Raw genomic sequence first — 23727 nt, 5'->3', positions numbered from 1 at the left:
AGAGCGGTGCTGAACGGGTTCAAGGACTTCATCCTGCGCGGAAACGTCATCTCCATGGCCATCGGGCTGGCGGTCGGAGCGGCGTTCACCGCGGTCGTCACCGGATTCAGCACGGCCTTCATCACCCCGCTGATCGGCCTCGCCACCGGTTCCGTCGGGGATTTCAGCTCGGCGGAGTTCTCGGTCGAGGGCACCATCTTCCCGTACGGGAAGTTCCTCGCCGCCGCCATCGCGTTCCTGATCACCGCCGCCGTTCTCTACTTCTGCGTCGTCGTGCCCATGGCGAAGGTCCAGGCCCGCTTCACCAAGGCGGAGAAGCTCGACATCAAGGCCGCCACCCGCGACTGCCCCCGCTGCTACACCGAGATCCCGGCCATCGCCTCCCGCTGCGCCCACTGCACCAGCGAGATCAAGCCGGACCCCGAGGCTCTGGAGGTCGCCGGACTCCCCGCCCAGCGCTGAGTCACCCCGGGGCGGACCGGCACGCGTACAGCCACTGACCCGTACGGCCCAGAGCCTGTCCGGCCACAAGAGCCGGACAGGCCCGGCCCTGCGGCGGCGCGCACAAGGGAACTAGCTCCTCTCGCCTGGCGTTGACCGGTACGGGAGGCTCCACTGGAGGAGTGGAGACCACCAAGCAAAGGGTTCCCCTGCTGCACCACTTGGAGGGCGTACCGTGCACCGCCGGCACAATGGGCTGAGAACCGCCGTACTCCTCGGGGGCCTGTCCGCACTCATCATCGTCATCGGAAGCCTCTTCGGACGTACAGGCCTGATCGTCGCGCTCTTCGTAGCCGTCGGCACCAACGCCTACGCGTACTGGAACAGCGACAAGCTGGCGCTCCGGGCCATGCGGGCCCGCCCCGTCAGCGAATTCGAGGCGCCACAGCTCTACCGCATGGTCCGCGAGCTCTCCACAGCCGCCCGCCAGCCCATGCCCAGGCTCTACATCTCCCCGACGCAGGCCCCCAACGCCTTCGCCACCGGCCGCAACCCACGCAACGCGGCGGTCTGCTGCACCGAAGGCATCCTGCAGATCCTGAATGAGCGGGAGCTGCGCGGCGTACTGGGACACGAGCTGAGCCATGTCTACAACCGGGACATCCTGATCTCGTCCGTCGCCGGGGCGCTCGCCTCCGTCGTCATGTTCCTGGTCAACTTCGCCTGGCTGATCCCGGTGGGCCGGTCCAACGACGACGACGGACCGGGCATCTTCGGGATGCTGATGATCATGATCCTCGGCCCGATCGCGGCCTCCGTCATCCAGCTGGCCGTCAGCCGCTCCCGGGAGTACGAGGCGGACGCCTCAGGCGCCCAGCTGACCGGCGACCCGCTGGCCCTGGCCAGTGCCCTGCGCAAACTCGACGCAGGAACCAAACAGCTGCCGCTGCCCCCGGAGCCGAGGCTCGAGACCGCGAGCCACATGATGATCGCGAATCCGTTCCGCCCCGGCCAGGGCATGTCCAAGCTGTTCTCGACCCATCCGCCCATGGCGGAGCGCATCGCCCGACTGGAGCAGATGGCCGGCCCCCGCTCCTGAAGCCGCCCGTCTCCGCTCCTGAAGACGCTCGCCCCCGCGCCTGAAGCCGCTCAGCGGGCTCCGAAGGCCTCGTCGCTCGGGACGACCTCGCGGCCCAGCGGCATGAGCGAGATCGGGATCATCTTCAGGTTCGCCCAGCCGAAGGGGATACCGATGATCGACACGAACAGCGGGATGCTGGTGATCAGGTGCCCCAGCGCGAGCCACCACCCGGCGAAGACGAGCCAGATCACATTGCCGACGAAGGAGGGCGCCCCCGCGTCGGGCCGCTCCACGGTCGTCCGCCCGAACGGCCACAGCACGTAACCGGCGATCCGCAGGGAAGCGATGCCGAACGGAATCGTCACGATCAGCACGAAGCAGATGATCGCGGCGACGACGTACCCGAGGGCCATCCAGATCCCGCAGAACACCACCCACAGGATGTTCAGGATCAGCTGTATGAGCTTCATGGTCACTCGCCTTCCGGGGGTCGCCCGTCATCGCTCTGCATGGTCAGTATCAGCCCTGGTCACGGGGGAGAGCAGCCGGAGCGGGCCCGTGGAGTGACCGCCCCGCCGTCCCACGGCTTCCGCCCCGCCGTCCCGCCCGGTTGTCAGCGCCGTCATTGACCATGAACGCAGGAACGGCACCGAGCAGTTGCTCGCAGCCCGTTCACAGCCGGCTCACAGGCCGCGCGGGCAACCGCCCGACCGGCGCGAACGTCTTGGATTTCAGGAACGAGTGACGGGTAGGTTCGCACGCATGAGCATTATCGGATGGATCATTCTCGGACTGGCGGCCGGAGTCATCGCCAAGATCCTGCTTCCGGGCCGTGACCCGGGCGGCCTGATCGGCACCACCCTCATAGGGGTCGTCGGCGCTTTCCTCGGTGGCTGGATATCGTCGCGCTTCCTCGACCGCCCCATTACCAACGACTTCTTCGACCTGGCCACTTGGATCGCTGCCATCGGCGGTTCGCTGGTCCTGCTGATCGCCTACCGGCTGCTGTTCGGGAACTCCCGCGAACGCCGCTGACGCCCGTCCGTACCGAAGGTCCCCAACCCGGTCTCGCGCAGGGTCAGATTGAGCCTGCCGCGGCTCATCCCCGTCGCGGGATCGGCGGTACCGGGGCAGACCTTCGGCACGCCGTGGAAGGCGAAACGCGAGGGCCCGCCGAAGACGAACAGATCGCCGGAGGCCAATTCCACGTCCGTGTAGGGCCTTCCACGGTTCTCCGTGTTCCCGAAGCGGAATACACAGGTGTCGCCGATGCTGAGCGACACCACCGGAGCGCCGGACCGCTCCTCCTTGTCCTGGTGCATGCCCATGCGCGCCGCCGCGTCGTAGAAGTTGACGAGCGCGGTGTCCGGCGCGTACGTCCGTACCGGGCTCTCGTCCCCGTACGCCGCGATCAGCGCCTCTCGCCCCAGCTCGGCCAGCCAGTCGGGGAATGCGGCCACCCGCGCCCCGTTCACGTCGTCGGCCGTGCGCGAATACCGGTACGGCTGCCAGTGCCACCCCACGCAGACGGTCTGCACGGACATCACCCCGCCGCCCGGCAGGACCGTGTGCCGCAGCGGCACCGGACCGCGCGCCCATTCCCGGCAGGCCGCCACCAACTCCCGCTGCCGCTCCGGCGACAGCCACTCGGGCACATGCACCGCCCCCGGCGCGACGACGGTGCGGGGTCTGGGGAAGAGTCCGGACATCTCAGCGCACCGCCAGGGCGCCTTCCAGCCGCAGGAGCCGCTCCTTGCACTCCAGGCCGCCCGCGTAACCCCGCAGCGCCCCGTCCGAGCCGATCACCCGGTGGCACGGCCGCACGACCAGCAGCGGGTTGCGCCCGATCGCCGTCCCCACGGCCCGCACGCCCGCCCCCGGGGTGCCGATGCGTTCGGCGATCTGTCCGTACGAGACGGTCTCCCCGTAGGGGACGGCGTCCAGGGCGGTCCACACCCGGCGCTGGAAGTCGGTGCCCACGCCGTCCGCGTACACGATGTCGAAGCGGGTCAGCCGGCCCGCGAAGTACTCCCGCAGCTGGGCGGCGATCCCCGCGAACGCCTCCGGTGCGCGGACCCATCCGTCCCGGACGACCGCGGCGCCCTTCTGGCCGGGCAGCGAGAGCGAGGCGAGCGCCACCCCGCCGGTGGTCTCCTCGCCGACCAGCAGCAGTTCACCCAGCGGGCTGTCGACCGTTGCGTACATGGTCATGACTCGTCCCTTTCCTGCACTTCATGCCGGGATTCGACCGGATCGTCGCCCGACATGGACAAGTCTGCGTTCCCCGATCCACCACGACCAGCGGTTTTCGGACATCGCACCCCGGGTGCGGAGCGGTGCTCCCGCTCCGCACTCCGGCGAAGGGCGGGACCTACCGGTAGTTCACGAACTGCACGGCGAAGTCGAAGTCCTGGCCCTTCAGCAGCGCCTGCACGGCCTGCAGGTCGTCCCGGCTCTTCGAGCTGACCCGCAGCTCGTCGCCCTGGACCTGCGCCTTGACGCCCTTCGGGCCCTCGTCGCGAATGATCTTCGCCACCTTCTTGGCGTTCTCCTGGGAGATGCCCTCCTCGATCGTGGCGAAGATCTTGTACTCCTTGCCGGACAGCTGCGGCTCGCCCGCGTCCAGCGACTTCAGCGAGATGCCCCGCTTGATCAGCTTGGACTGGAAGATGTCGAGGATCGCCTTGACCCGCTCCTCGCCGTTCGCCTCCATCAGGATCTTCTCGCCGGACCAGGAGATCGAGGCGTTGGTGCCCTTGAAGTCGTAACGCTGCGAGATTTCCTTGGCGGCCTGGTTGAGGGCGTTGTCGACCTCCTGCCGCTCGACCTTCGAGACGATGTCGAAACTGGAGTCGGCCATGACGTGTGGCTCCTTGTATCGGGGATGCGGAAACGGGGGTGCATACGTACCGGCGGCGGGCCTGTCGGCCCCGCGGCGCCGATCAAAGCCTAAGGGCTGTCCCGTGAACCCTGGCGGGCGTGCGACGACGGCCATGGCGCCTCGCCGCGTTGTCGGAACGCCCGAATACATCCAGTATTCGGGCGCCCCCTCGCCTTGCGATGCGCCGCGTCCGACGCCGCACGCTGATCCACCAGGGATTACGGGACAATCCTTGGCCACCCGCGCCCGATCGGGCCGCTGATCAATCCGGTGGCGAAGCACCCCCGGGCATCGGGTATCGTTTACGTCGTTGCCAGGGGGCGCCGCCGAAAAGCGGTTCTCACGGCAGCAATCCCCGGCGGTGTGCCCGAGTGGCCAAAGGGAGCAGACTGTAAATCTGCCGGCTCAGCCTACCCAGGTTCGAACCCTGGCGCCGCCACAAGGTAAGGCCCCTGTCTCAGACAGGGGCCTTCTTTGTTTCTGCCGCGCGTGCTCTGCTGCGCGTCTTCTGCCGCTTCTGCCGCGAGGGGTCCTGACATGGAATCCGTACTGGTCAGCGCCTGTCTGCAGGGTGTGCCCTGCCGCTTCGACGGCCGCGGCAAGGCCTCCGCCGAGGTGACCGCGGCCATCGGCGACCGCCGCCCCGTGGCCTTCTGCCCCGAGGTCTCCGCCGGACTGCCCACCCCGCGCCGCCCCGCCGAGATCGTCGGCGGCGACGGCCATGACGTGCTGGACGGCCGGGCCCGGGTCGTCGACGACACCGGACACGACGTGACCGAGGAGTTCGTGGACGGCGCGGGACGGGCGCTGGAGGCCGCACGCCGGGCCGGGTGCACCGAGGCGCTGCTGATGGCGCGCAGCCCGTCCTGCGGGCGCGGAGCGGTCTACGACGGTACGTTCACGGGCGGGCTCCGCGAGGGCGACGGCGTCACCGCCGCGCTGCTGGAACGCCACGGCATCACCGTCCGCCCGGCACCGCGCGCCTGAGAGCCGCGCCCCCGCCCGCAGGTCAGTTGCCCGCGATGTCCTTCACCGCGACCGCCACCGGCACGTTCCCCGAGATGAGCTCCAGCGTCAGCCCCGCCGTCGCCGGGGTCTCCAGCAGCTCCAGCAGCGCCGCCGCCACGTCGTCGCGCGGCACCGGACCGCGGCCGGTCGACGCGGTCAGCAGGACCGCCCCCGTGCCCGCGTCGTTCGTCAGCATGCCGGGGCGCAGGATCGTCCAGTCGAGCCCGGTCCTGGAGCGCACGTACGCGTCCGCAGCCCCCTTGGCCCGGAGATACGCGTCGAAGACCTCGTCGCCCGGGTGGTCGGGGTCGGCGCCCATCGACGAGACCACGACGTAGCGCCGTACGCCCGCCAGCTCGGCGGCGTCGGCGAAGAGCACCGCCGCCCCGCGATCCACCGTCTCCTTGCGTTCCGCGCCGCTGTTCGGGCCCGCGCCGGCCGCGAAGACCACCGCGTCGGCACCGCGCAGCACCCGGGCCACCTCCTCCACGGAAGCGGATTCGAGATCCAGGACCACCGGCTCCGCGCCCACGGCCCGGAGGTCCTTGCCCTGGTCCGGATTGCGGATGACGCCCACCGCCTCGTCCCCGCGCGCGGCGAGCAGCCGCTCCAGCCGCAGCGCGATCTGACCATGTCCACCTGCGATGACAATGCGCATGGTTTCGACCGTACGCCGCGACGGCCCGCCGCGCTCAGGGCCCGCCGCAGGAACCGGAATCCGGCCTCCCCTGGCGGGGCAGGCCGAGGGCGACGACGGTCTCCGAGTCGCAGTACTCGCGCACCGCGCTCGTCCGCGCCACCACCCGGCCGCGATGCACCACGACCCGGCTGTAGGCCAGCGACAGCACCCCCTCCAGCTGCTCCCCGCGCACGGCGAGCAGCTCGGCCGGGAAGCCCGCCTCGACCCTGACCCCGGGCAGCCCCATCACCGTCCTGGCGGCCGAGGACACCGCCTCGTACGCCTCTGAGGCCGGCAGCCCGTGCTGCGAGGCCAGCAGGTAGGCGGCCTCCAGCGGATCACCGCGGCCCACGGGGTTCGCGACGTCCCGCAGCGCCCCGCTGCCCGCCGTGACCCGCACGCCGGCCGCCCGCAGCAGCCGTACGGGGGCGGTGCCCCGGCCTTCCATGCCGCTGCAGCCGCCCTGGGGGAGGCAGATCACCGTCACACCGGCCGCGGCCAGCTGGTCGGCGGCGCGGGCCGCGGCCTGCGCGGGAAGCCGGGAGAGGCCCGCGCACGGGCCGAGGGAGACGCCGGTCCGCAGCCCTCCGGCCATGGCGGCCAGCCGGCCGAGCCGGGCCGGATCGTCGCCGTCCGTGTGCAGGTCGACGGAGCAGCCCTGCTCGGCGGCGACCTCCAGCACCGCCTCCGCGTACCCCGTCGGGTCCGGATCGAGGTCCGGACAGCCGCCGACCGCGCCGGCCCCCATCTTCACCGCGTCGCGCAGCATGGCCAGGTTGCCGACGCCCGCGACGCCGGTGAGCAGCCGCGGCACGGCGACGGGGGTCAGGTCGGCCAGCCCGCGCAGCGAACGGCGCGCCTGCAGTACGGCTTCGAGCGGGGCGAGGCCCTGGACGTCCCCGATCCGCACGTGCGAGCGCAGCGCCGTGGCGCCGTGGCCGAGCTGCAGCAGGGCGGCCTCGGTGGCGCGGCGCCGGATGTCCTCCGGGCGGTGCGACGCCGGTCCCGGGACGCCGGGGCCCGCGCCGTCGGCGGTGAGCGCGGTGTCGCTGTGGGCGTGGGGTTCGACGGGGGCGGGGAGCAGCAGGTAGCCGCGCAGGTCCAGCCGCGGACCGGGTGCGGTCAGACTGCCCGCCGTGCCGACGGCCTCGATGCGGCCGCCGCCGAGCCGTACGTCCACGACGCGGCCGTCGGTGAGCCGGGCGCCGCAGAGCACCAGGCCGGTCCCGGCCGGGGCGGCGGTGTCGGGGCTGCCGGTCGCATCGGCCGCGTCGGCGGCCCGGTCGTCCGGCTGCCACGGCTGGCTGTCGGGCATCGCGCTCCTGGGAATGGGGACAAGATCACGCAGAGTGAGTCGAGCCTAGGGGCGTGTCCGGCCCGGTTCGAGGAGGAGCGAAATAGTCGTACCGGTGTGGCCCTGGGGACGCGTGGGGCGTGCGCGTACGGCCGTGACGGCGGTGCCCCGCGGGGAGACCGAGGCGCTGCTCAGGCGGCCGAAGGGCGGTTCCGGAGGCTGTCGGCCGAGGGATCGGCGCGGCGTCGATCAAGGGTTCCGGAGGGGGGCCCGAAACGGATTTGGGCGATCGGCGACAGACCGTGTAATGTCTTCATCGCTCGCCCCAATAGCTCAGTCGGTAGAGCGTCTCCATGGTAAGGAGAAGGTCTGCGGTTCGATTCCGCATTGGGGCTCTGGTGATCGGGAAACCCCGCTTCGGCGGGGGGACTCATTCATCAAAGCGGTGTAGCTCAGTCGGTAGAGCAAGCGGCTCATAATCGCTGTGTCACCGGTTCAAGTCCGGTCACCGCTACTTACGGTAGCCGATTGTGGGGTCGGTCCTTCGATCGGCTACTCTTTTTTGCGTTCATCCGTCCATCCGTCCGTCCAAGGAGCACTCACGTGGCTGCCACCGACGTCCGCCCGAAGATCACGCTGGCCTGCGTGGAGTGCAAGGAGCGGAACTACATCACCAAGAAGAACCGGCGTAACAACCCGGACCGTCTTGAGATGAAGAAGCACTGCCCGCGCTGCAACTCGCACACTGCGCACCGCGAAACGCGCTGAAACAGGCTCGTACACGAGGCCGTCCCCATTGGGGGCGGCCTCGTGTCGTTGTATGAAGGCTGTCCTTCGGCCTGTTCATCATTTCTTCGGCCTGTTCATCTTTCATCAGGAGGTAGCGAGCTCATGGCGCTCGACCAGTCCTTCGTGGGGCGGACCTATCCGCCCACCCCGCCGTACGAGGTCGGCCGGGAGAAGATCCGCGAGTTCGCCGAGGCGGTGGGCGACGCGAATCCGGCGTACGTCGACCCCGAGGCCGCCAAGGCGCTCGGCCACAGCGATGTGATCGCGCCGCCGACGTTCGTCTTCTCCATCACGTTCAAGGCGGCCGGGCAGGTGATCCACGACCCGCAGCTGGGCCTGGACTACAGCCGGGTGGTGCACGGCGACCAGAAGTTCTCCTATGTGCGTCCCGTACGGGCGGGGGACCGGCTGACGGTCACCTCGACGATCGAGGCCATCAAGTCGCTGGCGGGCAACGACATCCTGGACGTCCGTGGCGAGGTCCACGACGAGTCCGGTGAGCACGTCGTGACCGCGTGGACGAAGCTGGTGGCGCGCGCCGCCGAGGAGGCGTGATGACGGCGAAGATCGCATACGAGTCGGTCGAGGTCGGTACGGAGCTGCCGGCGCAGTCCTTCCCGGTGACCCGGGCGACGCTGGTGCAGTACGCGGGCGCTTCCGGCGACTTCAACCCGATCCACTGGAACGAGAAGTTCGCCCGCGAGGTCGGACTGCCGGATGTGATCGCGCACGGCATGTTCACCATGGCCGAGGCGATCCGGGTGGTCACGGACTGGGTCGGCGACCCGGGAGCGGTCGTCGAGTACGGGGTGCGGTTCACCAAGCCGGTCGTCGTGCCGAACGACGAGGACGGCGCCCTGATCGAGGTCAGCGCCAAGGTGGCCGCCCTGCTGGACGACAAGCAGGTGCGGGTGGACCTGACGGCCATGAACGAGGGCAAGAAGGTGCTGGGCATGTCCCGCGCCGTGGTGCGGCTCGGCTGAGGCCGTACCGCGCGGCAGGTATGAGGGGCACGGTCCACGGGGCCGGGCCCCTCATCCTTGCCTGTGGGCAGGTTGCGCCCGGCTTTCCGGCCGGGCGCCGGGTCCGGTCGTGGCTCTGCGGCGAGGCCGGTCCGTGCCCCGCCCGAGCGGTGGCGGCGCGGACCGTACCCTTGTCCCCGTGCAGGAACTCCATGACGCCCCCCTCGCCCCCCTGACCACCTTCCGGCTGGGCGGCCCCGCCGCCCGCCTCCTCACGGCGACGAGCGACGCCGAGGTGATCGAAGCCGTGCGCGAGGCCGACGGGAGCGGCACCCCGCTCCTCGTCATCGGCGGCGGCAGCAACCTGGTCATCGGCGACAAGGGTTTCGACGGCACCGCCCTGCGCATCGCGACCAAGGGCTTCGCACTGGACGGCACGACGCTTGAGCTCGCCGCCGGCGAGATCTGGACGGACGCCGTGGCCCGTACCGTCGAGGTCGGCCTCGCAGGCATCGAGTGCCTGGCCGGAATCCCGGGCTCCGCCGGTGCGACGCCGATTCAGAACGTCGGCGCGTACGGCCAGGAGGTCTCCTCCACCATCACGGAGGTCGTCGCCTATGACCGGCGCACCGAGGAAACGGTCACCATCCCGAATGCCGAGTGCGCGTTCTCGTACCGGCACAGTCGCTTCAAGGCCGAACCCGACCGTTTCGTGGTGCTGCGTGTCCGCTTCGAGCTGGAGGACGCGGGCGGTCTGTCCGCGCCGCTGAGGTACGCCGAGACGGCCCGCGCCATGGGCGTCGAACAGGGCGAGCGGGTGCCCGCGGCGGCCGCCCGCGAAACCGTGCTCGGGCTCCGCGCCGGCAAGGGCATGGTGCTGGATCCGGAGGACCACGACACCTGGTCGGCCGGCTCGTTCTTCACCAACCCGATCCTGGAGGAGGCGGAGTACGAGGCGTTCCTCGCCCGCGCCAGGGACCGGCTCGGCCCGGAGACGACGCCCCCCGCCTTCCCCGCGGACGGGGGACGCGTCAAGACCTCCGCGGCCTGGCTCATCGACAGGGCCGGATTCGCCAAGGGGTACGGCACGGGACCGGCCCGTATCTCCACCAAGCACACCCTCGCCCTCACCAACCGCGGCGAGGCGACCACCGAGGACCTCGTCGCACTCGCCCGCGAGGTCGTCGCCGGGGTCCGCGAGGCGTTCGGCGTCACGCTCGTCAACGAACCGGTGACGGTCGGCGTGAGCCTGTAGGACGGGCAGGTCCCGCCCCGCTCAGTACGCCACACCCACGCCCTGCTTCACCGACGCCGGGTCGTCGATCAGCGCCAGCATCGCGTGGGCCACATCGGCCCGCGCGATGGTCCGGCCGCTGCGCGGAGTGCTGCCGACGGCGGTCCGGTACTTCCCCGTCAGCGGCCCGTTGGTGAGCTTCGGCGGCCGTACGGACGTCCAGTCCGTCGCGCTGCGGGCCAGCGCGGCCTCCATCATCGTCAGGTCCGCGTAGACCTCCTTGAGGGCCGCCCCGACCGCCTTGCGGACCAGCCGGTCCAGAAGCGGGTCGCCGGCCGGCCGCGGGCCGACCGGGGCCGCGCTGACCACCAGCAGCCGCCGCACCCCCTCCGCCTCCATCGCCGCCAGCACCGATCCGGTGAGCCGCTCGGCGACCCCATCCGCCTTCCGGCCGCGCGAGCCGAGCGCCGAGAGCACCGCGTCCCGGCCCGCGACCGCCTCGCGCAGCGCCTCCGGCTCGTCCATGTGCGCCACCGTGTGCACCTGCACCTCGGAGAGCGGGACGGGCAGCCGCGCCGGGTCACGGACCACCACTGTCACCTCGTGGCCCGCCGCCGGCGCCTGGCGGACGATCTCCTGACCGACGCCGCCCGTGGCGCCGAACACCGTGATCCTCATTGCACACCCTCCCAGGGTGGGTAAGTATTCACTCACCCATAGAGTGAGTGGATACTCACCACCTGGTCAAGCTTCGTTGGAGTGCACATGGAGCAGAAGCCGGCCCGCGTCCGCATCATCGACGCCGCCCATCAGCTGATGCTCACCATCGGCCTGGCCCGCGCCACCACCAAGGAGATCGCCAGAGCCGCAGGCTGCTCCGAGGCCGCGCTCTACAAGCACTTCGCGAACAAGGAAGAGCTGTTCGTCACCGTGCTCAAGGAACGGCTGCCCAGGATCGACCCGCTGCTGAAGCAGCTCGTGGCGACCCCGGGTCCGGGGGAGCGGACCGTCGAGCAGAACCTCACCGAGATCGCCCGCCGGGCCGCGCTCTTCTACGAGCAGGTCTTCCCGATCGCCGCCTCGCTGTACGCCGAGCCCAGGCTCAAGGCGCGCCACGACGACGCGATGCGGGAGCTCGGCACCGGCCCGCACATGCCCCTCAGGGGCCTGGACGCCTATCTGCGCTCCGAACAGGCCGCCGGCCGGGTCCGGACCGACGCGGACACCTACGCGGCCGCGTCGCTGCTGCTGGGAGCCTGCGCCCAGCGGGCCTTCGCCTACGAGGCCACGGAGGACGGAGAGCCGCCGCAGACCCTCGACGAGTTCGCCGCCTCCATGGCGCGGACGCTGATGCGGGGCATCGGGGCGTAACCCGGACCCGCCCCGCGCTACCCCGCGGGCTTCGCCAGCCAGTCGTCGACGCCCGCCAGGAGCCGGTCCCGCACCGGGGCCGGCGCGGCGGAGCCCCGTACCGACTGCCGCGCCAGTTCGGCCAGCTCCTCGTCCGTGAACGCGTGATGGCGCCGCACGAGGTCGTACTGCGCGGCCAGCCGCGAACCGAAGAGCAGCGGATCGTCCGCGCCCAGCGCCATCGGTACCCCGGCCTCGAACAGTTTGCGCAGGGGTACGTCGGCGGGCTTCTCGTAGACGCCCAGCGCCACGTTGGACGCCGGGCAGACCTCGCAGGTCACCTGGCGCTCGGCCAGCGTGCGCAGCAGCCGCGGGTCCTCGGCGGCCCGTACGCCGTGCCCGATCCGGGCCGCGTCGAGATCGTCCAGGCAGTCCCGCACGCTGGAGGGGCCGGACAGCTCACCGCCGTGCGGCGCCGCCAGCAGGCCGCCCTCGCGGGCGATGGCGAAGGCCCGGTCGAAGTCCCGGGCCATCCCGCGGCGCTCGTCGTTGGAGAGCCCGAATCCGACCACGCCCCGGTCCACGTACCGCACCGCGAGCCGGGCGAGCGTCCGGGCGTCCAGCGGATGCTTCATCCGGTTCGCCGCGATCACCACCCGGATCGGCAGCCCCGTCTCGCGCGACGCGCTGTCCACCGCGTCCAGGATGATCTCGATCGCCGGGATGAGCCCGCCGAGCAGCGGCGCGTAAGAGGTGGGGTCGACCTGGATCTCCAGCCAGCCGGAGCCGTCCGCGACGTCCTCCTGGGCCGTCTCGCGGACCAGCCGCTGAATGTCCTCGGGGGCCCTGAGACAGGACCGGGCGATGTCGTAGAGCCGCTGGAAGCGGAACCATCCGCGCTCGTCCGTGGCCCGCAGACTGGGTGGCTCGCCACTGGTCAGGGCGTCCGGCAGACGCACGCCGTACTTGTCGGCGAGTTCGAGCAGGGTCGTCGGCCGCATCGACCCGGTGAAATGCAGGTGCAGGTGGGCCTTGGGCAACAGCCGTACATCACGCTCCATCCCAAGATCCTGCCGCACACCCGGGGTTCAGCGGTAGCCGCTTTCCCCATCGGGTTGCCCATAGAACAAGCAAACGACCCCCGGCGGGAGCCGGGGGTCGGTCACTGGATTCAGCAGCTGCTACGCCTTGGCCTCGCCCAGCAGCTTCTGGAGCCGCGACACGCCCTCGACGAGGTCCTCGTCGCCCAGCGCGTAGGACAGCCGCAGGTAGCCCGGCGTACCGAAGGCCTCGCCCGGTACGACCGCGACCTCGGCCTCGTCCAGGATCAGCGCCGCCAGCTCGACCGAGGTGGCCGGGCGCTTGCCGCGGATCTCCTTGCCGAGCAGCTCCTTCACCGAGGGGTACGCGTAGAACGCGCCCTCGGGCTCCGGGCACAGCACCCCGTCGATCTCGTTGAGCATCCGGACGATGGTCTGCCGACGCCGGTCGAAGGCGGTACGCATCTCGGCGACCGCGTCCAGGTTCCCGGAGACGGCGGCCAGCGCGGCGACCTGGGCCACGTTGGAGACGTTGGACGTGGCGTGCGACTGGAGGTTGGTCGCGGCCTTGACGACGTCCTTCGGGCCGACGATCCAGCCCACCCGCCAGCCGGTCATCGCGTACGTCTTGGCGACGCCGTTGACCACGATGCACTTGTCACGCAGCTCGGGCACGATCGCGGGCAGCGAGGTGAACTTCGCGTCGCCGTAGACCAGGTGCTCGTAGATCTCGTCGGTCAGCACCCACAGGCCGTGCTCGACGGCCCAGCGGCCGATCGCCTCGGCGTCGGCCTCGCTGTACACGGCACCGGTCGGGTTCGAGGGCGAGACGAACAGGACGACCTTCGTGCGCTCGGTGCGCGCCGCCTCCAGCTGCTCGACGGAGACCCGGTAGCCGGTGGTCTCGTCGGCCACGACCTCCACCGGGACACCGCCGGCCAGCCGGATCGACTCGGGGTAGGTGGTCCAGTACGGGGCGGGGACGATGACCTCGTCGCCCGGGTCGAGGATCGCGGCGAACGCCTCGTAGATGGCCTGCTTGCCGCCGTTGGTCACCAGGATCTGCGAGGCGTCGACCTCGTAGCCGGAGTCGCGCAGCGTCTTCTCCGCGATGGCGGCCTTGAGCTCCGGGAGCCCTCCTGCCGGGGTGTAGCGGTGGTACTTCGGGTTGCGGCAGGCCTCGACCGCGGCCTCGACGATGTAGCCGGGGGTCGGGAAGTCGGGCTCACCGGCACCGAAGCCGATCACCGGACGGCCGGCGGCCTTGAGGGCCTTGGCCTTGGCGTCGACGGCGAGGGTGGCGGATTCGGAGATGGCACCGATGCGGGCGGAGACCCGGCGCTCGGAGGGGGAAGTTGCAGCGCTCATGGCCCCCATGGTTCCAGACCGTGATCCCAGTCGGCACAGCGGTTTCAGGGACCGGACACGACTCGGACAGCATGCGGACAACATGCGATCAGGAGCGGTCGGGAGCTATCTGTTCGACGCCGGGCCGCTGAACACGTACACTCACCTGTCGTTGGCCTTCACCAGCCGCACCGTTCCTGCACCCGGAGCATCCGGGGAGATGCGGTAGGTTGGTGGAAACCACAAAGGGTCGTAGCTCAATTGGTAGAGCACTGGTCTCCAAAACCAGCGGTTGGGGGTTCAAGTCCCTCCGGCCCTGCTACACACTCCTTCGCCAGGATGTGTGCGCATGTACGTACTTCAATGCACCGCCGTGCGGCTCCACCGGGCGCGGCACGGCCATGACCCGGAATCAGGTGAGAAGCGTGACGGACGCCGTGGGCTCCATCGACATGCCTGATGCCGAGGATGAAGTACCCGAGTCGAGGAAGAAGACCCGGAAGGGCGGCAAGCGCGGAAAGAAGGGCCCTCTGGGCCGCCTCGCGCTGTTCTACCGCCAGATCGTCGCCGAGCTGCGCAAGGTCGTCTGGCCGACTCGCAGCCAGCTGACGACATACACCAGTGTGGTGATTGTCTTCGTCGTCGTCATGATCGGTCTGGTTACCGTGATTGACTTCGGATTCCAGCGGGTCATCAAGTACGTCTTCGGCTGATCCCGCGGAGGGCGCCTCATGGGCGCCCCTTTCGCATGTTCCACCCATTTGTATCCAGGAAGAAGCAGCCACCGTGTCTGACCCGAACCTGAACGACGCCGTCGAGCCGACGGCGGGCGCCTTCGAGTCCGCCGAGGACGAGCTCGACATCGTCGAGGCGGCGGACGCCGAGGAGCCGGACCAGGCCGAAGCTGCCGACGACGCCGCAGGTGAGCCCGCCGAGCAGGCCGCCCTGCACGTCGAGGACGAAGAGGACGAGGAAGAGGCCGCGGAGGCCGACGCCGAATCCGAGAGCGACGAGGACGACGAGGAAGAGGCCGAGCCGGCCGAGCCCGTCGACGCCGTCACCGCCCTGCGCGACGAACTGCGCGGCCTTCCCGGCGAGTGGTACGTCATCCACACGTACGCCGGTTACGAGAAGCGTGTGAAGGCCAACCTGGAGCAGCGCGCCGTCTCGCTCAACGTCGAGGACTTCATCTACCAGGCCGAAGTGCCCGAGGAAGAGATCGTCCAGATCAAGAACGGCGAGCGCAAGAACGTCCGCCAGAACAAGCTCCCGGGCTACGTCCTGGTGCGCATGGACCTGACGAACGAGTCCTGGGGCGTCGTCCGCAACACGCCCGGTGTCACCGGCTTCGTGGGCAACGCCTACGACCCTTACCCGCTGACCCTGGACGAGATCGTCAAGATGCTCGCCCCGGAGGCCGAGGAGAAGGCCGCCCGCGAGGCCGCCGAGGCCGAGGGCAAGCCGGCTCCGGCCCGCAAGGTCGAGGTCCAGGTGCTCGACTTCGAGGTCGGCGACTCGGTCACCGTCACCGACGGGCCGTTCGCGACGCTGCAGGCGACGATCAACGAGATCAACGCCGACTCGAAGAAGGTCAAGGGCCTCGTCGAGATCTTCGGCCGCGAGACCCCGGTCGAGCTGAGCTTCGACCAGATCCAGAAGAACTAGCGGCTTCCCGCCAGTTTCTGGACACATGCCTACCGAGCAGGTCAGACCGGCTGAGAAGCCCGTCTGACCTGCTCGGTTTTTGGTCGCGCAGCCATACCCGTTATCGTTGTGCGGTATGCCTCCATCCGGATGATCCGGAAGGCGGCGAAACACTCTCACTAGGACCCGGAGAGAGCAATGCCTCCCAAGAAGAAGAAGGTCACGGGGCTTATCAAGCTCCAGATCAACGCTGGTGCGGCCAACCCGGCCCCGCCGGTCGGCCCCGCGCTCGGCCAGCACGGCGTCAACATCATGGAATTCTGCAAGGCCTACAACGCCGCGACCGAGTCGCAGCGTGGCATGGTCGTGCCGGTGGAGATCACGGTCTACGAGGACCGTTCCTTCACCTTCGTGACCAAGACTCCGCCGGCCGCGAAGCTGATCCTCAAGGCTGCGGGCGTGGAGAAGGGCTCCGGCGAGCCGCACAAGACCAAGGTCGCCAAGCTGACGGCTGCCCAGGTCCGTGAGATCGCCACGACGAAGCTCCCCGACCTGAACGCCAACGACCTCGACGCCGCGTCGAAGATCATCGCTGGCACCGCCCGTTCCATGGGCATCACGGTCGAAGGCTGATTCAGCCCCTCACATCCCCAGTGGTAGGGCCAAGCGCTGGCCCGCACCACGACTCCACACCCTGAAACCAACAGGAGTAGAAGTGAAGCGCAGCAAGAACCTCCGCGCTGCGGACGCCAAGGTCGACCGGTCGCGCAACTACGCGCCGCTCGAGGCCGTCCGTCTCGCCAAGGACACCGCCTCCACCAAGTTCGACGGCACCGTCGAGGTCGCGTTCTGCCTGGGTGTCGACCCGCGCAAGGCCGACCAGATGGTCCGTGGCACCGTGAACCTCCCGCACGGCACCGGCAAGACCGCCCGGGTCCTGGTCTTCGCGACCGGTGACCGTGCTGCGGCCGCGGAAGCCGCGGGCGCCGACATCGTCGGCGCCGACGAGCTCATCGACGAGGTGGCGAAGGGCCGTCTGGACTTCGACGCCGTCGTCGCCACCCCGGACCTCATGGGCAAGGTCGGCCGCCTCGGCCGGGTGCTCGGTCCGCGTGGTCTGATGCCGAACCCGAAGACCGGCACCGTCACCCCCGATGTCGCGAAGGCTGTCAACGACATCAAGGGCGGCAAGATCGAGTTCCGCGTCGACAAGCACTCGAACCTGCACTTCATCATCGGCAAGGTCTCGTTCGACGACACCAAGCTGGTGGAGAACTACGCAGCGGCGCTGGAGGAGATCCTCCGTCTGAAGCCGTCCGCCGCCAAGGGCCGCTACATCAAGAAGGCCACCCTGGCCACCACGATGGGCCCCGGCATCCCGCTGGACGCCAACCGCACCCGTAACCTCCTCGTCGAGGAGGACCCGGCCGCCGTCTGAGCCCCAGCGCTCGGCAGCAAGCCGCGTCACGTGTGACATTGACGGGCCCCGCAACCTTTCGAGGTGCGGGGCCCGTCCTTGTATCCGTATTGCCGGAGGCTGTGTCGGACCTGTGCGTTAGCGTGAGGCCCCGACAGAGCCGAACGAGGGGTGGAAGCTGACATGAGGACCAGTACCGTGCGACGCGTGTGTCTGTCGGTGGCAGCGGCAGCGGCGCTGACGTCGGTCGCGGCCTGCAGCGGATCGGACAGCGGCAAGAGCGACAAGCAGGGCAGCGGCGTCGTCAAGGCCGACCCGATCGCCGCGCTGCGCGCCGTGGAGAAGAAGACCGGTGGGGAGAGCTCGGCGAAGGTCGAGGGCACCACGCAGATGGGCACCACGATGTCCATGGAGCAGAGCGGCACCATCGACTGGACCGACGGTCTCACCGGCGCCATGGAGATCACGTACACCGGCGGCAGCATGGCGGACGCCATGAAGCAGTCCGGTGGCACCGGTACGATGCAGGCCCGCTACTTCAAGGACGGCTACGTCGTCAACATGGGCGACGGCTTCGCGAAGCAGACCGGCGGCAAGCACTGGATCCACTACGGCTACGCCGACCTCGCCAAGATGGCGGGCGCCTCCGGCGAGGCGATGAAGCAGCAGATGCAGAACACCACCCCCGACCAGGGCGTGAAGTCGCTGCTCGCCTCCGGGGACGTGAAGAAGGTCGGCAAGGAGGACGTCCGCGGCGTCTCCACCACGCACTACTCCGGGACCATCGACGTCGCCGCTCTGACCGCGAAGAACTCCGAGCTCGACGCCGCCCAGCTGAAGCAGCTGAAGCAGCAGCTGAGCGACGCCGGCATCACCACGGAGACGGTGGACATCTGGGTCGACGACAACGACCTGCTGGTCAAGAAGAGCGAGCGCGGCCAGATGAAGACCGGCGAGCTCAACTCCACGGTGTACTACAGCGATTACGGGACGAAGGTCTCCGTCGAGCAGCCGCCGGCCACCGACACGGTGGACTTCGCCGAGCTCCTCAAGCAGCAGGGGGCGGGTTCGGGCGCGTCCTGAACCTCCCGTGCCGCCCTGGGCGGGACGGATTTGCTCGGCGCGACTCCGGTCGCGTACTCTCCTACAGAAGCCAAAGACCGCTGGTCGTTGCTGTGCTCTCGCAAGAGGGGACAGCGACCGAAGGATCCGTTTAGCACGGGCGACCTGCGCAGGTGACTGTGGAAAGCTCCCGGATTTGTTCGGTCGAGCTACGCCCTGGCGCCTGCGCCGGGGCGTTTCGTCTTTCCCGGCCCCTTCTGAGCGGTCCTCATCACCCGGAAGGAGGCCGACGCTCATGGCAAGGCCCGACAAGGCTGCCGCGGTAGCCGAGCTCGCGGACCAGTTCCGCAGCTCGAACGCCGCTGTGCTGACCGAGTACCGGGGTCTCACCGTGGCGCAGCTCAAGACGCTGCGTCGTTCGCTCGGTGAGAACGCCCAGTACGCCGTGGTGAAGAACACGCTGACCAAGATTGCGGCCAACGAGGCCGGGATCACGTCGCTGGACGACCAGTTCACTGGTCCGACGGCGGTTGCCTTCATCACCGGTGACCCGGTGGAGTCGGCGAAGGGTCTTCGTGACTTCGCCAAGGAGAACCCGAACCTGATCATCAAGGGCGGTGTCCTTGATGGCAAGGCGCTGTCCGCCGATGAGATCAAGAAGCTTGCGGACCTCGAGTCCCGCGAGGTTCTGCTCAGCAAGCTGGCCGGTGCCTTCAAGGGCAAGCAGTCTCAGGCTGCTTCGCTCTTCCAGGCGCTGCCGTCGAAGTTCGTCCGCACCGCGGAGGCGCTTCGCGTCAAGCTCGAAGAGCAGGGCGGTGCCGAGTAACTCGGCTCGCGCAATGATCGTCGCCCACTAGGGAGACGGTCGCAGCGGGCCGAACGTACGCCCGCCTACATGTACATCCGGCACCTGCCGAATTAGTGGAAGGACGCCATCATGGCGAAGCTGTCCCAGGACGACCTGCTCGCGCAGTTCGAAGAGATGACCCTCATCGAGCTCTCCGAGTTCGTGAAGGCCTTCGAGGAGAAGTTCGACGTCACCGCCGCCGCGGCCGTCGCCGTCGCCGGTCCGGCCGGCCCGGGCGCCGTTGCCGAGGCCGTCGAGGAGAAGGACGAGTTCGACGTCATCCTCACCGGCGCCGGCGAGAAGAAGATCCAGGTCATCAAGGTCGTGCGTGAGCTGACCTCGCTGGGTCTGAAGGAGGCCAAGGACCTCGTCGACGGCACCCCGAAGCCGGTCCTCGAGAAGGTCGCCAAGGAGGCCGCCGAGAAGGCTGCCGAGTCCCTCAAGGCCGCCGGCGCTTCCGTCGAGGTCAAGTGACTCAGGGAGTCTGCTGACTCCTTCTGACGCCTCCTGCCGTACGGCACGGACGTCATCACACGAAGGGCGATCACCCATCCGGGTGGTCGCCCTTCGGCGTACCCGAGGCGGCTGCCTTGCTCTTCCGGCGGCGACGAGTATGGTGATCTTCGCCGTTGCCTCTCCGGAGCGGCCGACCGGCGCCGGGAAGCGGTCGGGTGCGGACCTCGGGGCGTTGTCCCCGCAGGGGGGCCTTGACGAACCGCACGCGGCGCGCAATTCTCAGGACGCGTCGTCACATCGATCCGAATCCGAGGCATGGATCGTGGGCGAAGCGGGCAGTAAAGAAGAGCGCAGCACGCGCAAGGGCTAGCCATAGGTGTTGAGAACAGCTGTTGAGAGCAACGTGGGTCTCTGAGAACCCCGACTGGACATCAGTGTGCCGTTTGGCTACACTGACCCTTTGCGCTGCCTGTTAGCTGCCTCCTGCCCGTCACCAGGGGCATGCCCTCGCTTGAGCACCGATGACTGATCGTCTCTGACCTGGCCTTATTCGGTCGAATCAGGAACCGACTGTCATCGTGTCCGGCTTGGGACCGGTACGCGCGTAGTGAGTCCGAGCCCTCGGAAGGACCCCCTCTTGGCCGCCTCGCGCAACGCCTCGACCGCGAATACGAACAACGGTGCCAGCACCGCCCCGCTGCGCATCTCCTTTGCAAAGATCAAGGAGCCCCTCGAGGTTCCGAACCTCCTCGCGCTGCAGACCGAGAGCTTTGACTGGCTCCTCGGCAATGCCGCATGGAAGGCTCGCGTCGAGGCTGCTCTGGACAGTGGGCAGAACGTCCCGACCAAGTCCGGCCTGGAAGAGATCTTCGAGGAGATCTCGCCGATCGAGGACTTCTCCGGGTCGATGTCGCTGACTTTCCGCGACCACCGCTTCGAGCCCCCGAAGAACTCGATCGACGAGTGCAAGGAGCGCGACTTCACGTTCGCCGCCCCGCTCTTCGTCACCGCCGAGTTCACCAACAACGAGACCGGCGAGATCAAGTCCCAGACGGTCTTCATGGGCGACTTCCCGCTCATGACCAACAAGGGCACCTTCGTCATCAACGGCACCGAGCGTGTCGTCGTGTCGCAGCTGGTCCGCTCGCCGGGTGTCTACTTCGACTCCTCCATCGACAAGACGTCCGACAAGGACATCTTCTCCGCCAAGATCATCCCGTCCCGGGGTGCCTGGCTGGAGATGGAGATCGACAAGCGCGACATGGTCGGTGTCCGCATCGACCGCAAGCGCAAGCAGTCCGTCACCGTTCTCCTGAAGGCTCTCGGCTGGACGACCGAGCAGATCCTGGAGGAGTTCGGCGAGTACGAGTCCATGCGCGCCACCCTGGAGAAGGACCACACCCAGGGCCAGGACGACGCGCTGCTCGACATCTACCGCAAGCTGCGTCCGGGTGAGCCGCCCACCCGTGAGGCCGCTCAGACGCTGCTCGAGAACCTCTACTTCAACCCGAAGCGCTACGACCTCGCGAAGGTCGGCCGCTACAAGGTGAACAAGAAGCTCGGCGCCGACGAGCCGCTCGACGCCGGTGTGCTCACCAGCGACGACGTCATCGCGACGATCAAGTACCTGGTCAAGCTGCACGCCGGTGAGACCGAGACGGTCGGCGAGTCCGGCCGCTCGATCATGGTCGAGACCGACGACATCGACCACTTCGGCAACCGTCGTATCCGTAACGTCGGCGAGCTCATCCAGAACCAGGTCCGTACGGGTCTCGCCCGTATGGAGCGCGTCGTGCGCGAGCGCATGACCACCCAGGACGTCGAGGCGATCACGCCGCAGACCCTGATCAACATCCGGCCGGTCGTCGCCTCCATCAAGGAGTTCTTCGGCACCAGCCAGCTGTCCCAGTTCATGGACCAGAACAACCCGCTGTCGGGCCTGACGCACAAGCGTCGTCTCAACGCCCTCGGCCCGGGTGGTCTCTCCCGTGAGCGGGCCGGCTTCGAAGTCCGTGACGTGCACCCCTCGCACTACGGCCGCATGTGCCCGATCGAGACGCCCGAAGGCCCGAACATCGGTCTGATCGGCTCGCTGGCCTCCTACGGCCGGATCAACGCGTTCGGTTTCATCGAGACGCCGTACCGCAAGGTCGTCGAGGGCCAGGTCACCGACGAGGTCGACTACCTGACCGCCGACGAGGAGGACCGCTTCGTCATCGCGCAGGCCAACGCGCCGCTGAGCGACGAGCTCCGCTTCGTCGAGAACCGCGTGCTGGTCCGCCGCCGTGGCGGCGAGGTCGACTACGTGCCCGGCACGGACGTCGACTACATGGACGTCTCGCCGCGCCAGATGGTGTCCGTCGCGACCGCGATGATCCCCTTCCTGGAGCACGACGACGCCAACCGTGCCCTCATGGGCGCGAACATGATGCGTCAGGCGGTGCCGCTGATTAAGTCGGAGGCCCCGCTCGTCGGCACCGGCATGGAGTACCGCTGCGCCACCGACGCCGGCGACGTGCTCAAGGCCGAGAAGGACGGTGTGGTCCAGGAGGTCTCCGCGGACTACATCACCGTGACCAACGACGACGGCACGTACACCACGTACCGCATCGCCAAGTTCATGCGCTCCAACCAGGGCACCTCGGTCAACCAGAAGGTTGTCGTCTCCGAGGGCGACCGGGTCGTCGCCGACCAGGTCCTCGCCGACGGTCCGGCCACCGAGAACGGTGAGATGGCCCTCGGCAAGAACCTGCTCGTGGCGTTCATGCCGTGGGAGGGTCACAACTACGAGGACGCGATCATCCTGTCGCAGCGCCTCGTGCAGGACGACGTCCTCTCCTCGATCCACATCGAGGAGCACGAGGTCGACGCCCGTGACACCAAGCTCGGCCCGGAGGAGATCACCCGGGACATCCCGAACGTCTCCGAGGAGGTCCTCGCCGACCTCGACGAGCGCGGCATCATCCGTATCGGTGCCGAGGTCGTCGCCGGTGACATCCTCGTCGGCAAGGTCACGCCCAAGGGTGAGACCGAGCTGACCCCCGAGGAGCGCCTGCTCCGCGCGATCTTCGGTGAGAAGGCGCGCGAGGTGCGCGACACCTCGCTGAAGGTGCCGCACGGTGAGATCGGCAAGGTCATCGGCGTCCGCGTCTTCGACCGCGAAGAGGGTGACGAGCTGCCGCCGGGCGTGAACCAGCTGGTCCGCGTCTACGTCGCGCAGAAGCGCAAGATCACCGACGGTGACAAGCTCGCCGGCCGTCACGGCAACAAGGGCGTCATCTCGAAGATCCTGCCGATCGAGGACATGCCGTTCCTGGAGGACGGCACCCCGGTCGACATCATCCTCAACCCGCTGGGTGTCCCGTCCCGAATGAACCCGGGACAGGTCCTGGAGATCCACCTCGGCTGGCTCGCCAGCCGCGGCTGGGACGTCTCCGGCCTCGGTGACGAGTGGGCCAAGCGCCTGCAGGCCATCGGCGCCGACCAGGTCGCCCCCGGCACCAACGTCGCCACCCCCGTCTTCGACGGTGCGCGCGAGGACGAGATCTCCGGTCTCTTCGAGGCCACGATCCCGAACCGCGACGGCGACCGCCTGGTGCAGCCCTCCGGCAAGGCCAAGCTGTTCGACGGCCGCTCCGGCGAGCCGTTCCCGGACCCGGTCTCGGTCGGCTACATGTACATCCTCAAGCTGCACCACCTCGTCGACGACAAGCTGCACGCTCGTTCGACGGGTCCGTACTCCATGATCACCCAGCAGCCGCTGGGTGGTAAGGCTCAGTTCGGTGGTCAGCGATTCGGTGAGATGGAGGTGTGGGCCCTTGAGGCATACGGCGCCGCATACGCCCTCCAGGAGCTCCTGACGATCAAGTCCGACGACGTGACCGGCCGCGTGAAGGTCTACGAGGCCATCGTCAAGGGCGAGAACATCCCCGAGCCCGGGATCCCCGAGTCCTTCAAGGTGCTCATCAAGGAAATGCAGTCGCTCTGCCTCAACGTGGAGGTGCTGTCCTCGGACGGCATGTCCATCGAGATGCGCGACACGGACGAGGACGTCTTCCGCGCGGCGGAGGAGCTCGGTATCGACCTGTCCCGGCGCGAGCCGAGCAGCGTCGAAGAGGTCTGACGGGTTGGCCGGCCGGATCCCAGTGATCCGGCCGGCTCTCCCCGGACCCGTTCAGACCATTGCTGAAGTGCC

General features: G+C 68.8%; 26 protein-coding genes and 4 tRNA genes. 21 read left to right on the top strand and 9 right to left on the bottom strand.

From position 1 onward, the window contains the following. Nucleotides 1–6 precede the first annotated feature (6 nt). A complete protein-coding gene (locus tag OG842_RS16390; RefSeq protein WP_266730430.1) occupies nucleotides 7–462 on the top strand; it encodes a large conductance mechanosensitive channel protein MscL in 456 nt (151 codons plus the stop codon). Nucleotides 463–676: 214 nt separating this feature from the next. Then, a complete protein-coding gene (gene htpX / locus OG842_RS16385; RefSeq protein ID WP_266730428.1) occupies nucleotides 677–1540 on the top strand; it encodes a zinc metalloprotease HtpX in 864 nt (287 codons plus the stop codon). 50 nt (nucleotides 1541–1590) lie between these two features. Here the strand turns inward: htpX and OG842_RS16380 are convergent, their stop codons facing one another. Continuing rightward, nucleotides 1591–1992 carry a YccF domain-containing protein gene (locus OG842_RS16380; protein WP_266730427.1) on the bottom strand — a complete coding sequence of 134 codons (402 nt, stop codon included), beginning with the start codon at nucleotides 1990–1992 and terminating at the stop codon, nucleotides 1591–1593. Nucleotides 1993–2284: 292 nt separating this feature from the next. Here OG842_RS16380 and OG842_RS16375 point away from each other — a divergent pair, with 292 nt between their 5' ends. After that, nucleotides 2285–2557 carry a GlsB/YeaQ/YmgE family stress response membrane protein gene (locus OG842_RS16375; RefSeq protein WP_266730426.1) on the top strand — a complete coding sequence of 91 codons (273 nt, stop codon included), beginning with the start codon at nucleotides 2285–2287 and terminating at the stop codon, nucleotides 2555–2557. On the opposite strand, the gene OG842_RS16370 is transcribed toward OG842_RS16375, so the two are convergent. The 3 genes from OG842_RS16370 to OG842_RS16360 form a co-directional block, all read right to left on the bottom strand. Beyond that, complete coding sequence (locus OG842_RS16370; RefSeq protein WP_266730425.1) at nucleotides 2518–3231, bottom strand: alpha-ketoglutarate-dependent dioxygenase AlkB family protein; 714 nt, start codon at nucleotides 3229–3231, stop codon at nucleotides 2518–2520. The two genes, OG842_RS16375 and OG842_RS16370, sit on opposite strands and share 40 nt — an antisense overlap. A 1-nt stretch (nucleotide 3232) precedes the next feature. Further along, nucleotides 3233–3733 carry a methylated-DNA--[protein]-cysteine S-methyltransferase gene (locus OG842_RS16365; RefSeq protein WP_266730424.1) on the bottom strand — a complete coding sequence of 167 codons (501 nt, stop codon included), beginning with the start codon at nucleotides 3731–3733 and terminating at the stop codon, nucleotides 3233–3235. 160 nt (nucleotides 3734–3893) lie between these two features. After that, nucleotides 3894–4382 carry a YajQ family cyclic di-GMP-binding protein gene (locus tag OG842_RS16360; RefSeq protein ID WP_072485575.1) on the bottom strand — a complete coding sequence of 163 codons (489 nt, stop codon included), beginning with the start codon at nucleotides 4380–4382 and terminating at the stop codon, nucleotides 3894–3896. Between the two features lie 378 nt (nucleotides 4383–4760). On the opposite strand from OG842_RS16360, the gene OG842_RS16355 reads away from it, so the two are divergent. Both OG842_RS16355 and OG842_RS16350 read left to right on the top strand, forming a co-directional pair. Beyond that, nucleotides 4761–4842, top strand: a tRNA-Tyr gene (locus tag OG842_RS16355). A 98-nt stretch (nucleotides 4843–4940) separates the two neighbouring features. After that, nucleotides 4941–5390: a DUF523 domain-containing protein gene (locus tag OG842_RS16350; protein ID WP_266730422.1), complete on the top strand. Its 450-nt coding sequence runs from the start codon at nucleotides 4941–4943 to the stop codon at nucleotides 5388–5390. A gap of 22 nt (nucleotides 5391–5412) precedes the next feature. Here the strand turns inward: OG842_RS16350 and OG842_RS16345 are convergent, their stop codons facing one another. Together OG842_RS16345 and OG842_RS16340 are read right to left on the bottom strand one after the other, a co-directional pair. Beyond that, complete coding sequence (locus tag OG842_RS16345; RefSeq protein WP_266730421.1) at nucleotides 5413–6069, bottom strand: SDR family oxidoreductase; 657 nt, start codon at nucleotides 6067–6069, stop codon at nucleotides 5413–5415. A 34-nt stretch (nucleotides 6070–6103) separates the two neighbouring features. Continuing rightward, nucleotides 6104–7405 carry an amidohydrolase family protein gene (locus tag OG842_RS16340; protein ID WP_266730419.1) on the bottom strand — a complete coding sequence of 434 codons (1302 nt, stop codon included), beginning with the start codon at nucleotides 7403–7405 and terminating at the stop codon, nucleotides 6104–6106. Between the two features lie 301 nt (nucleotides 7406–7706). Between OG842_RS16340 and OG842_RS16335 the strand changes: the two genes are divergently transcribed. The 6 genes from OG842_RS16335 to OG842_RS16310 all read left to right on the top strand — a co-directional run bounded on the left by OG842_RS16335 (nucleotide 7707) and on the right by OG842_RS16310 (nucleotide 10390). Then, nucleotides 7707–7779: transfer RNA gene (locus OG842_RS16335), tRNA-Thr, on the top strand. A 46-nt stretch (nucleotides 7780–7825) separates the two neighbouring features. Beyond that, nucleotides 7826–7898, top strand: a tRNA-Met gene (locus tag OG842_RS16330). Between the two features lie 89 nt (nucleotides 7899–7987). Beyond that, complete coding sequence (gene rpmG, locus OG842_RS16325; RefSeq protein ID WP_003956487.1) at nucleotides 7988–8152, top strand: 50S ribosomal protein L33; 165 nt, start codon at nucleotides 7988–7990, stop codon at nucleotides 8150–8152. Nucleotides 8153–8275: 123 nt separating this feature from the next. Then, nucleotides 8276–8728, top strand: coding sequence for a MaoC family dehydratase N-terminal domain-containing protein (locus tag OG842_RS16320; RefSeq protein ID WP_266730418.1), 453 nt, complete (start codon nucleotides 8276–8278; stop codon nucleotides 8726–8728). Beyond that, nucleotides 8728–9156, top strand: a complete 429-nt coding sequence (locus tag OG842_RS16315) for a MaoC family dehydratase (protein ID WP_266730417.1) — start codon at nucleotides 8728–8730, stop codon at nucleotides 9154–9156. Before OG842_RS16320 ends, OG842_RS16315 begins: the two co-directional genes overlap by 1 nt. A gap of 178 nt (nucleotides 9157–9334) precedes the next feature. Further along, nucleotides 9335–10390: a UDP-N-acetylmuramate dehydrogenase gene (locus tag OG842_RS16310; protein WP_266730416.1), complete on the top strand. Its 1056-nt coding sequence runs from the start codon at nucleotides 9335–9337 to the stop codon at nucleotides 10388–10390. A 21-nt stretch (nucleotides 10391–10411) separates the two neighbouring features. On the opposite strand, the gene OG842_RS16305 is transcribed toward OG842_RS16310, so the two are convergent. After that, nucleotides 10412–11047: an NAD(P)-dependent oxidoreductase gene (locus OG842_RS16305; RefSeq protein ID WP_266730414.1), complete on the bottom strand. Its 636-nt coding sequence runs from the start codon at nucleotides 11045–11047 to the stop codon at nucleotides 10412–10414. Nucleotides 11048–11134: 87 nt separating this feature from the next. On the opposite strand from OG842_RS16305, the gene OG842_RS16300 reads away from it, so the two are divergent. After that, a complete protein-coding gene (locus tag OG842_RS16300) occupies nucleotides 11135–11740 on the top strand; it encodes a TetR/AcrR family transcriptional regulator (protein ID WP_266730412.1) in 606 nt (201 codons plus the stop codon). A 17-nt stretch (nucleotides 11741–11757) separates the two neighbouring features. Here OG842_RS16300 and OG842_RS16295 read toward each other — a convergent pair whose 3' ends face one another. Continuing rightward, a complete protein-coding gene (locus OG842_RS16295) occupies nucleotides 11758–12780 on the bottom strand; it encodes an adenosine deaminase (RefSeq protein ID WP_266730411.1) in 1023 nt (340 codons plus the stop codon). A 120-nt stretch (nucleotides 12781–12900) separates the two neighbouring features. Then, on the bottom strand, nucleotides 12901–14127 hold the full coding sequence (locus tag OG842_RS16290; protein ID WP_266730410.1) for a pyridoxal phosphate-dependent aminotransferase: 1227 nt from the start codon (nucleotides 14125–14127) through the stop codon (nucleotides 12901–12903). 225 nt (nucleotides 14128–14352) lie between these two features. Here OG842_RS16290 and OG842_RS16285 point away from each other — a divergent pair. From OG842_RS16285 to rpoB, 9 genes are all read left to right on the top strand, one after another. Beyond that, a tRNA-Trp gene (locus OG842_RS16285) sits at nucleotides 14353–14425 on the top strand. A 106-nt stretch (nucleotides 14426–14531) separates the two neighbouring features. Further along, entirely contained in the window at nucleotides 14532–14819 is a 288-nt protein-coding gene (gene secE / locus OG842_RS16280) for a preprotein translocase subunit SecE (RefSeq protein WP_266730408.1), read from the top strand. A 73-nt stretch (nucleotides 14820–14892) separates the two neighbouring features. Next, a complete protein-coding gene (gene nusG, locus OG842_RS16275; RefSeq protein ID WP_266730407.1) occupies nucleotides 14893–15771 on the top strand; it encodes a transcription termination/antitermination protein NusG in 879 nt (292 codons plus the stop codon). Between the two features lie 177 nt (nucleotides 15772–15948). Further along, nucleotides 15949–16383, top strand: coding sequence for a 50S ribosomal protein L11 (rplK, locus tag OG842_RS16270; RefSeq protein ID WP_006126872.1), 435 nt, complete (start codon nucleotides 15949–15951; stop codon nucleotides 16381–16383). An 82-nt stretch (nucleotides 16384–16465) separates the two neighbouring features. Continuing rightward, complete coding sequence (gene rplA / locus OG842_RS16265) at nucleotides 16466–17188, top strand: 50S ribosomal protein L1 (RefSeq protein ID WP_072485562.1); 723 nt, start codon at nucleotides 16466–16468, stop codon at nucleotides 17186–17188. A 162-nt stretch (nucleotides 17189–17350) separates the two neighbouring features. Beyond that, on the top strand, nucleotides 17351–18250 hold the full coding sequence (locus tag OG842_RS16260; protein WP_266730406.1) for a hypothetical protein: 900 nt from the start codon (nucleotides 17351–17353) through the stop codon (nucleotides 18248–18250). Between the two features lie 274 nt (nucleotides 18251–18524). Further along, the gene (gene rplJ, locus OG842_RS16255) at nucleotides 18525–19055 is read left to right on the top strand and encodes a 50S ribosomal protein L10 (RefSeq protein ID WP_093540771.1); all 531 of its coding nucleotides are present in this window, start codon (nucleotides 18525–18527) and stop codon (nucleotides 19053–19055) included. 111 nt (nucleotides 19056–19166) lie between these two features. Beyond that, the gene (rplL, locus tag OG842_RS16250) at nucleotides 19167–19550 is read left to right on the top strand and encodes a 50S ribosomal protein L7/L12 (protein WP_114246089.1); all 384 of its coding nucleotides are present in this window, start codon (nucleotides 19167–19169) and stop codon (nucleotides 19548–19550) included. Nucleotides 19551–20169: 619 nt separating this feature from the next. Then, nucleotides 20170–23655 (top strand): DNA-directed RNA polymerase subunit beta, encoded by a 3486-nt coding sequence (gene rpoB, locus OG842_RS16245; protein ID WP_266730405.1) that lies wholly within the window; start codon nucleotides 20170–20172, stop codon nucleotides 23653–23655. Nucleotides 23656–23727: the final 72 nt, after the last annotated feature.

Source organism: Streptomyces sp. NBC_00376 (assembly GCF_036077095.1).
Taxonomy (GTDB): Bacteria; Actinomycetota; Actinomycetes; order Streptomycetales; family Streptomycetaceae; genus Streptomyces.
The sequence above is the reverse complement of the archived record's forward strand: the minus strand, read 5'-3'. Positions and strand labels throughout refer to the sequence as shown.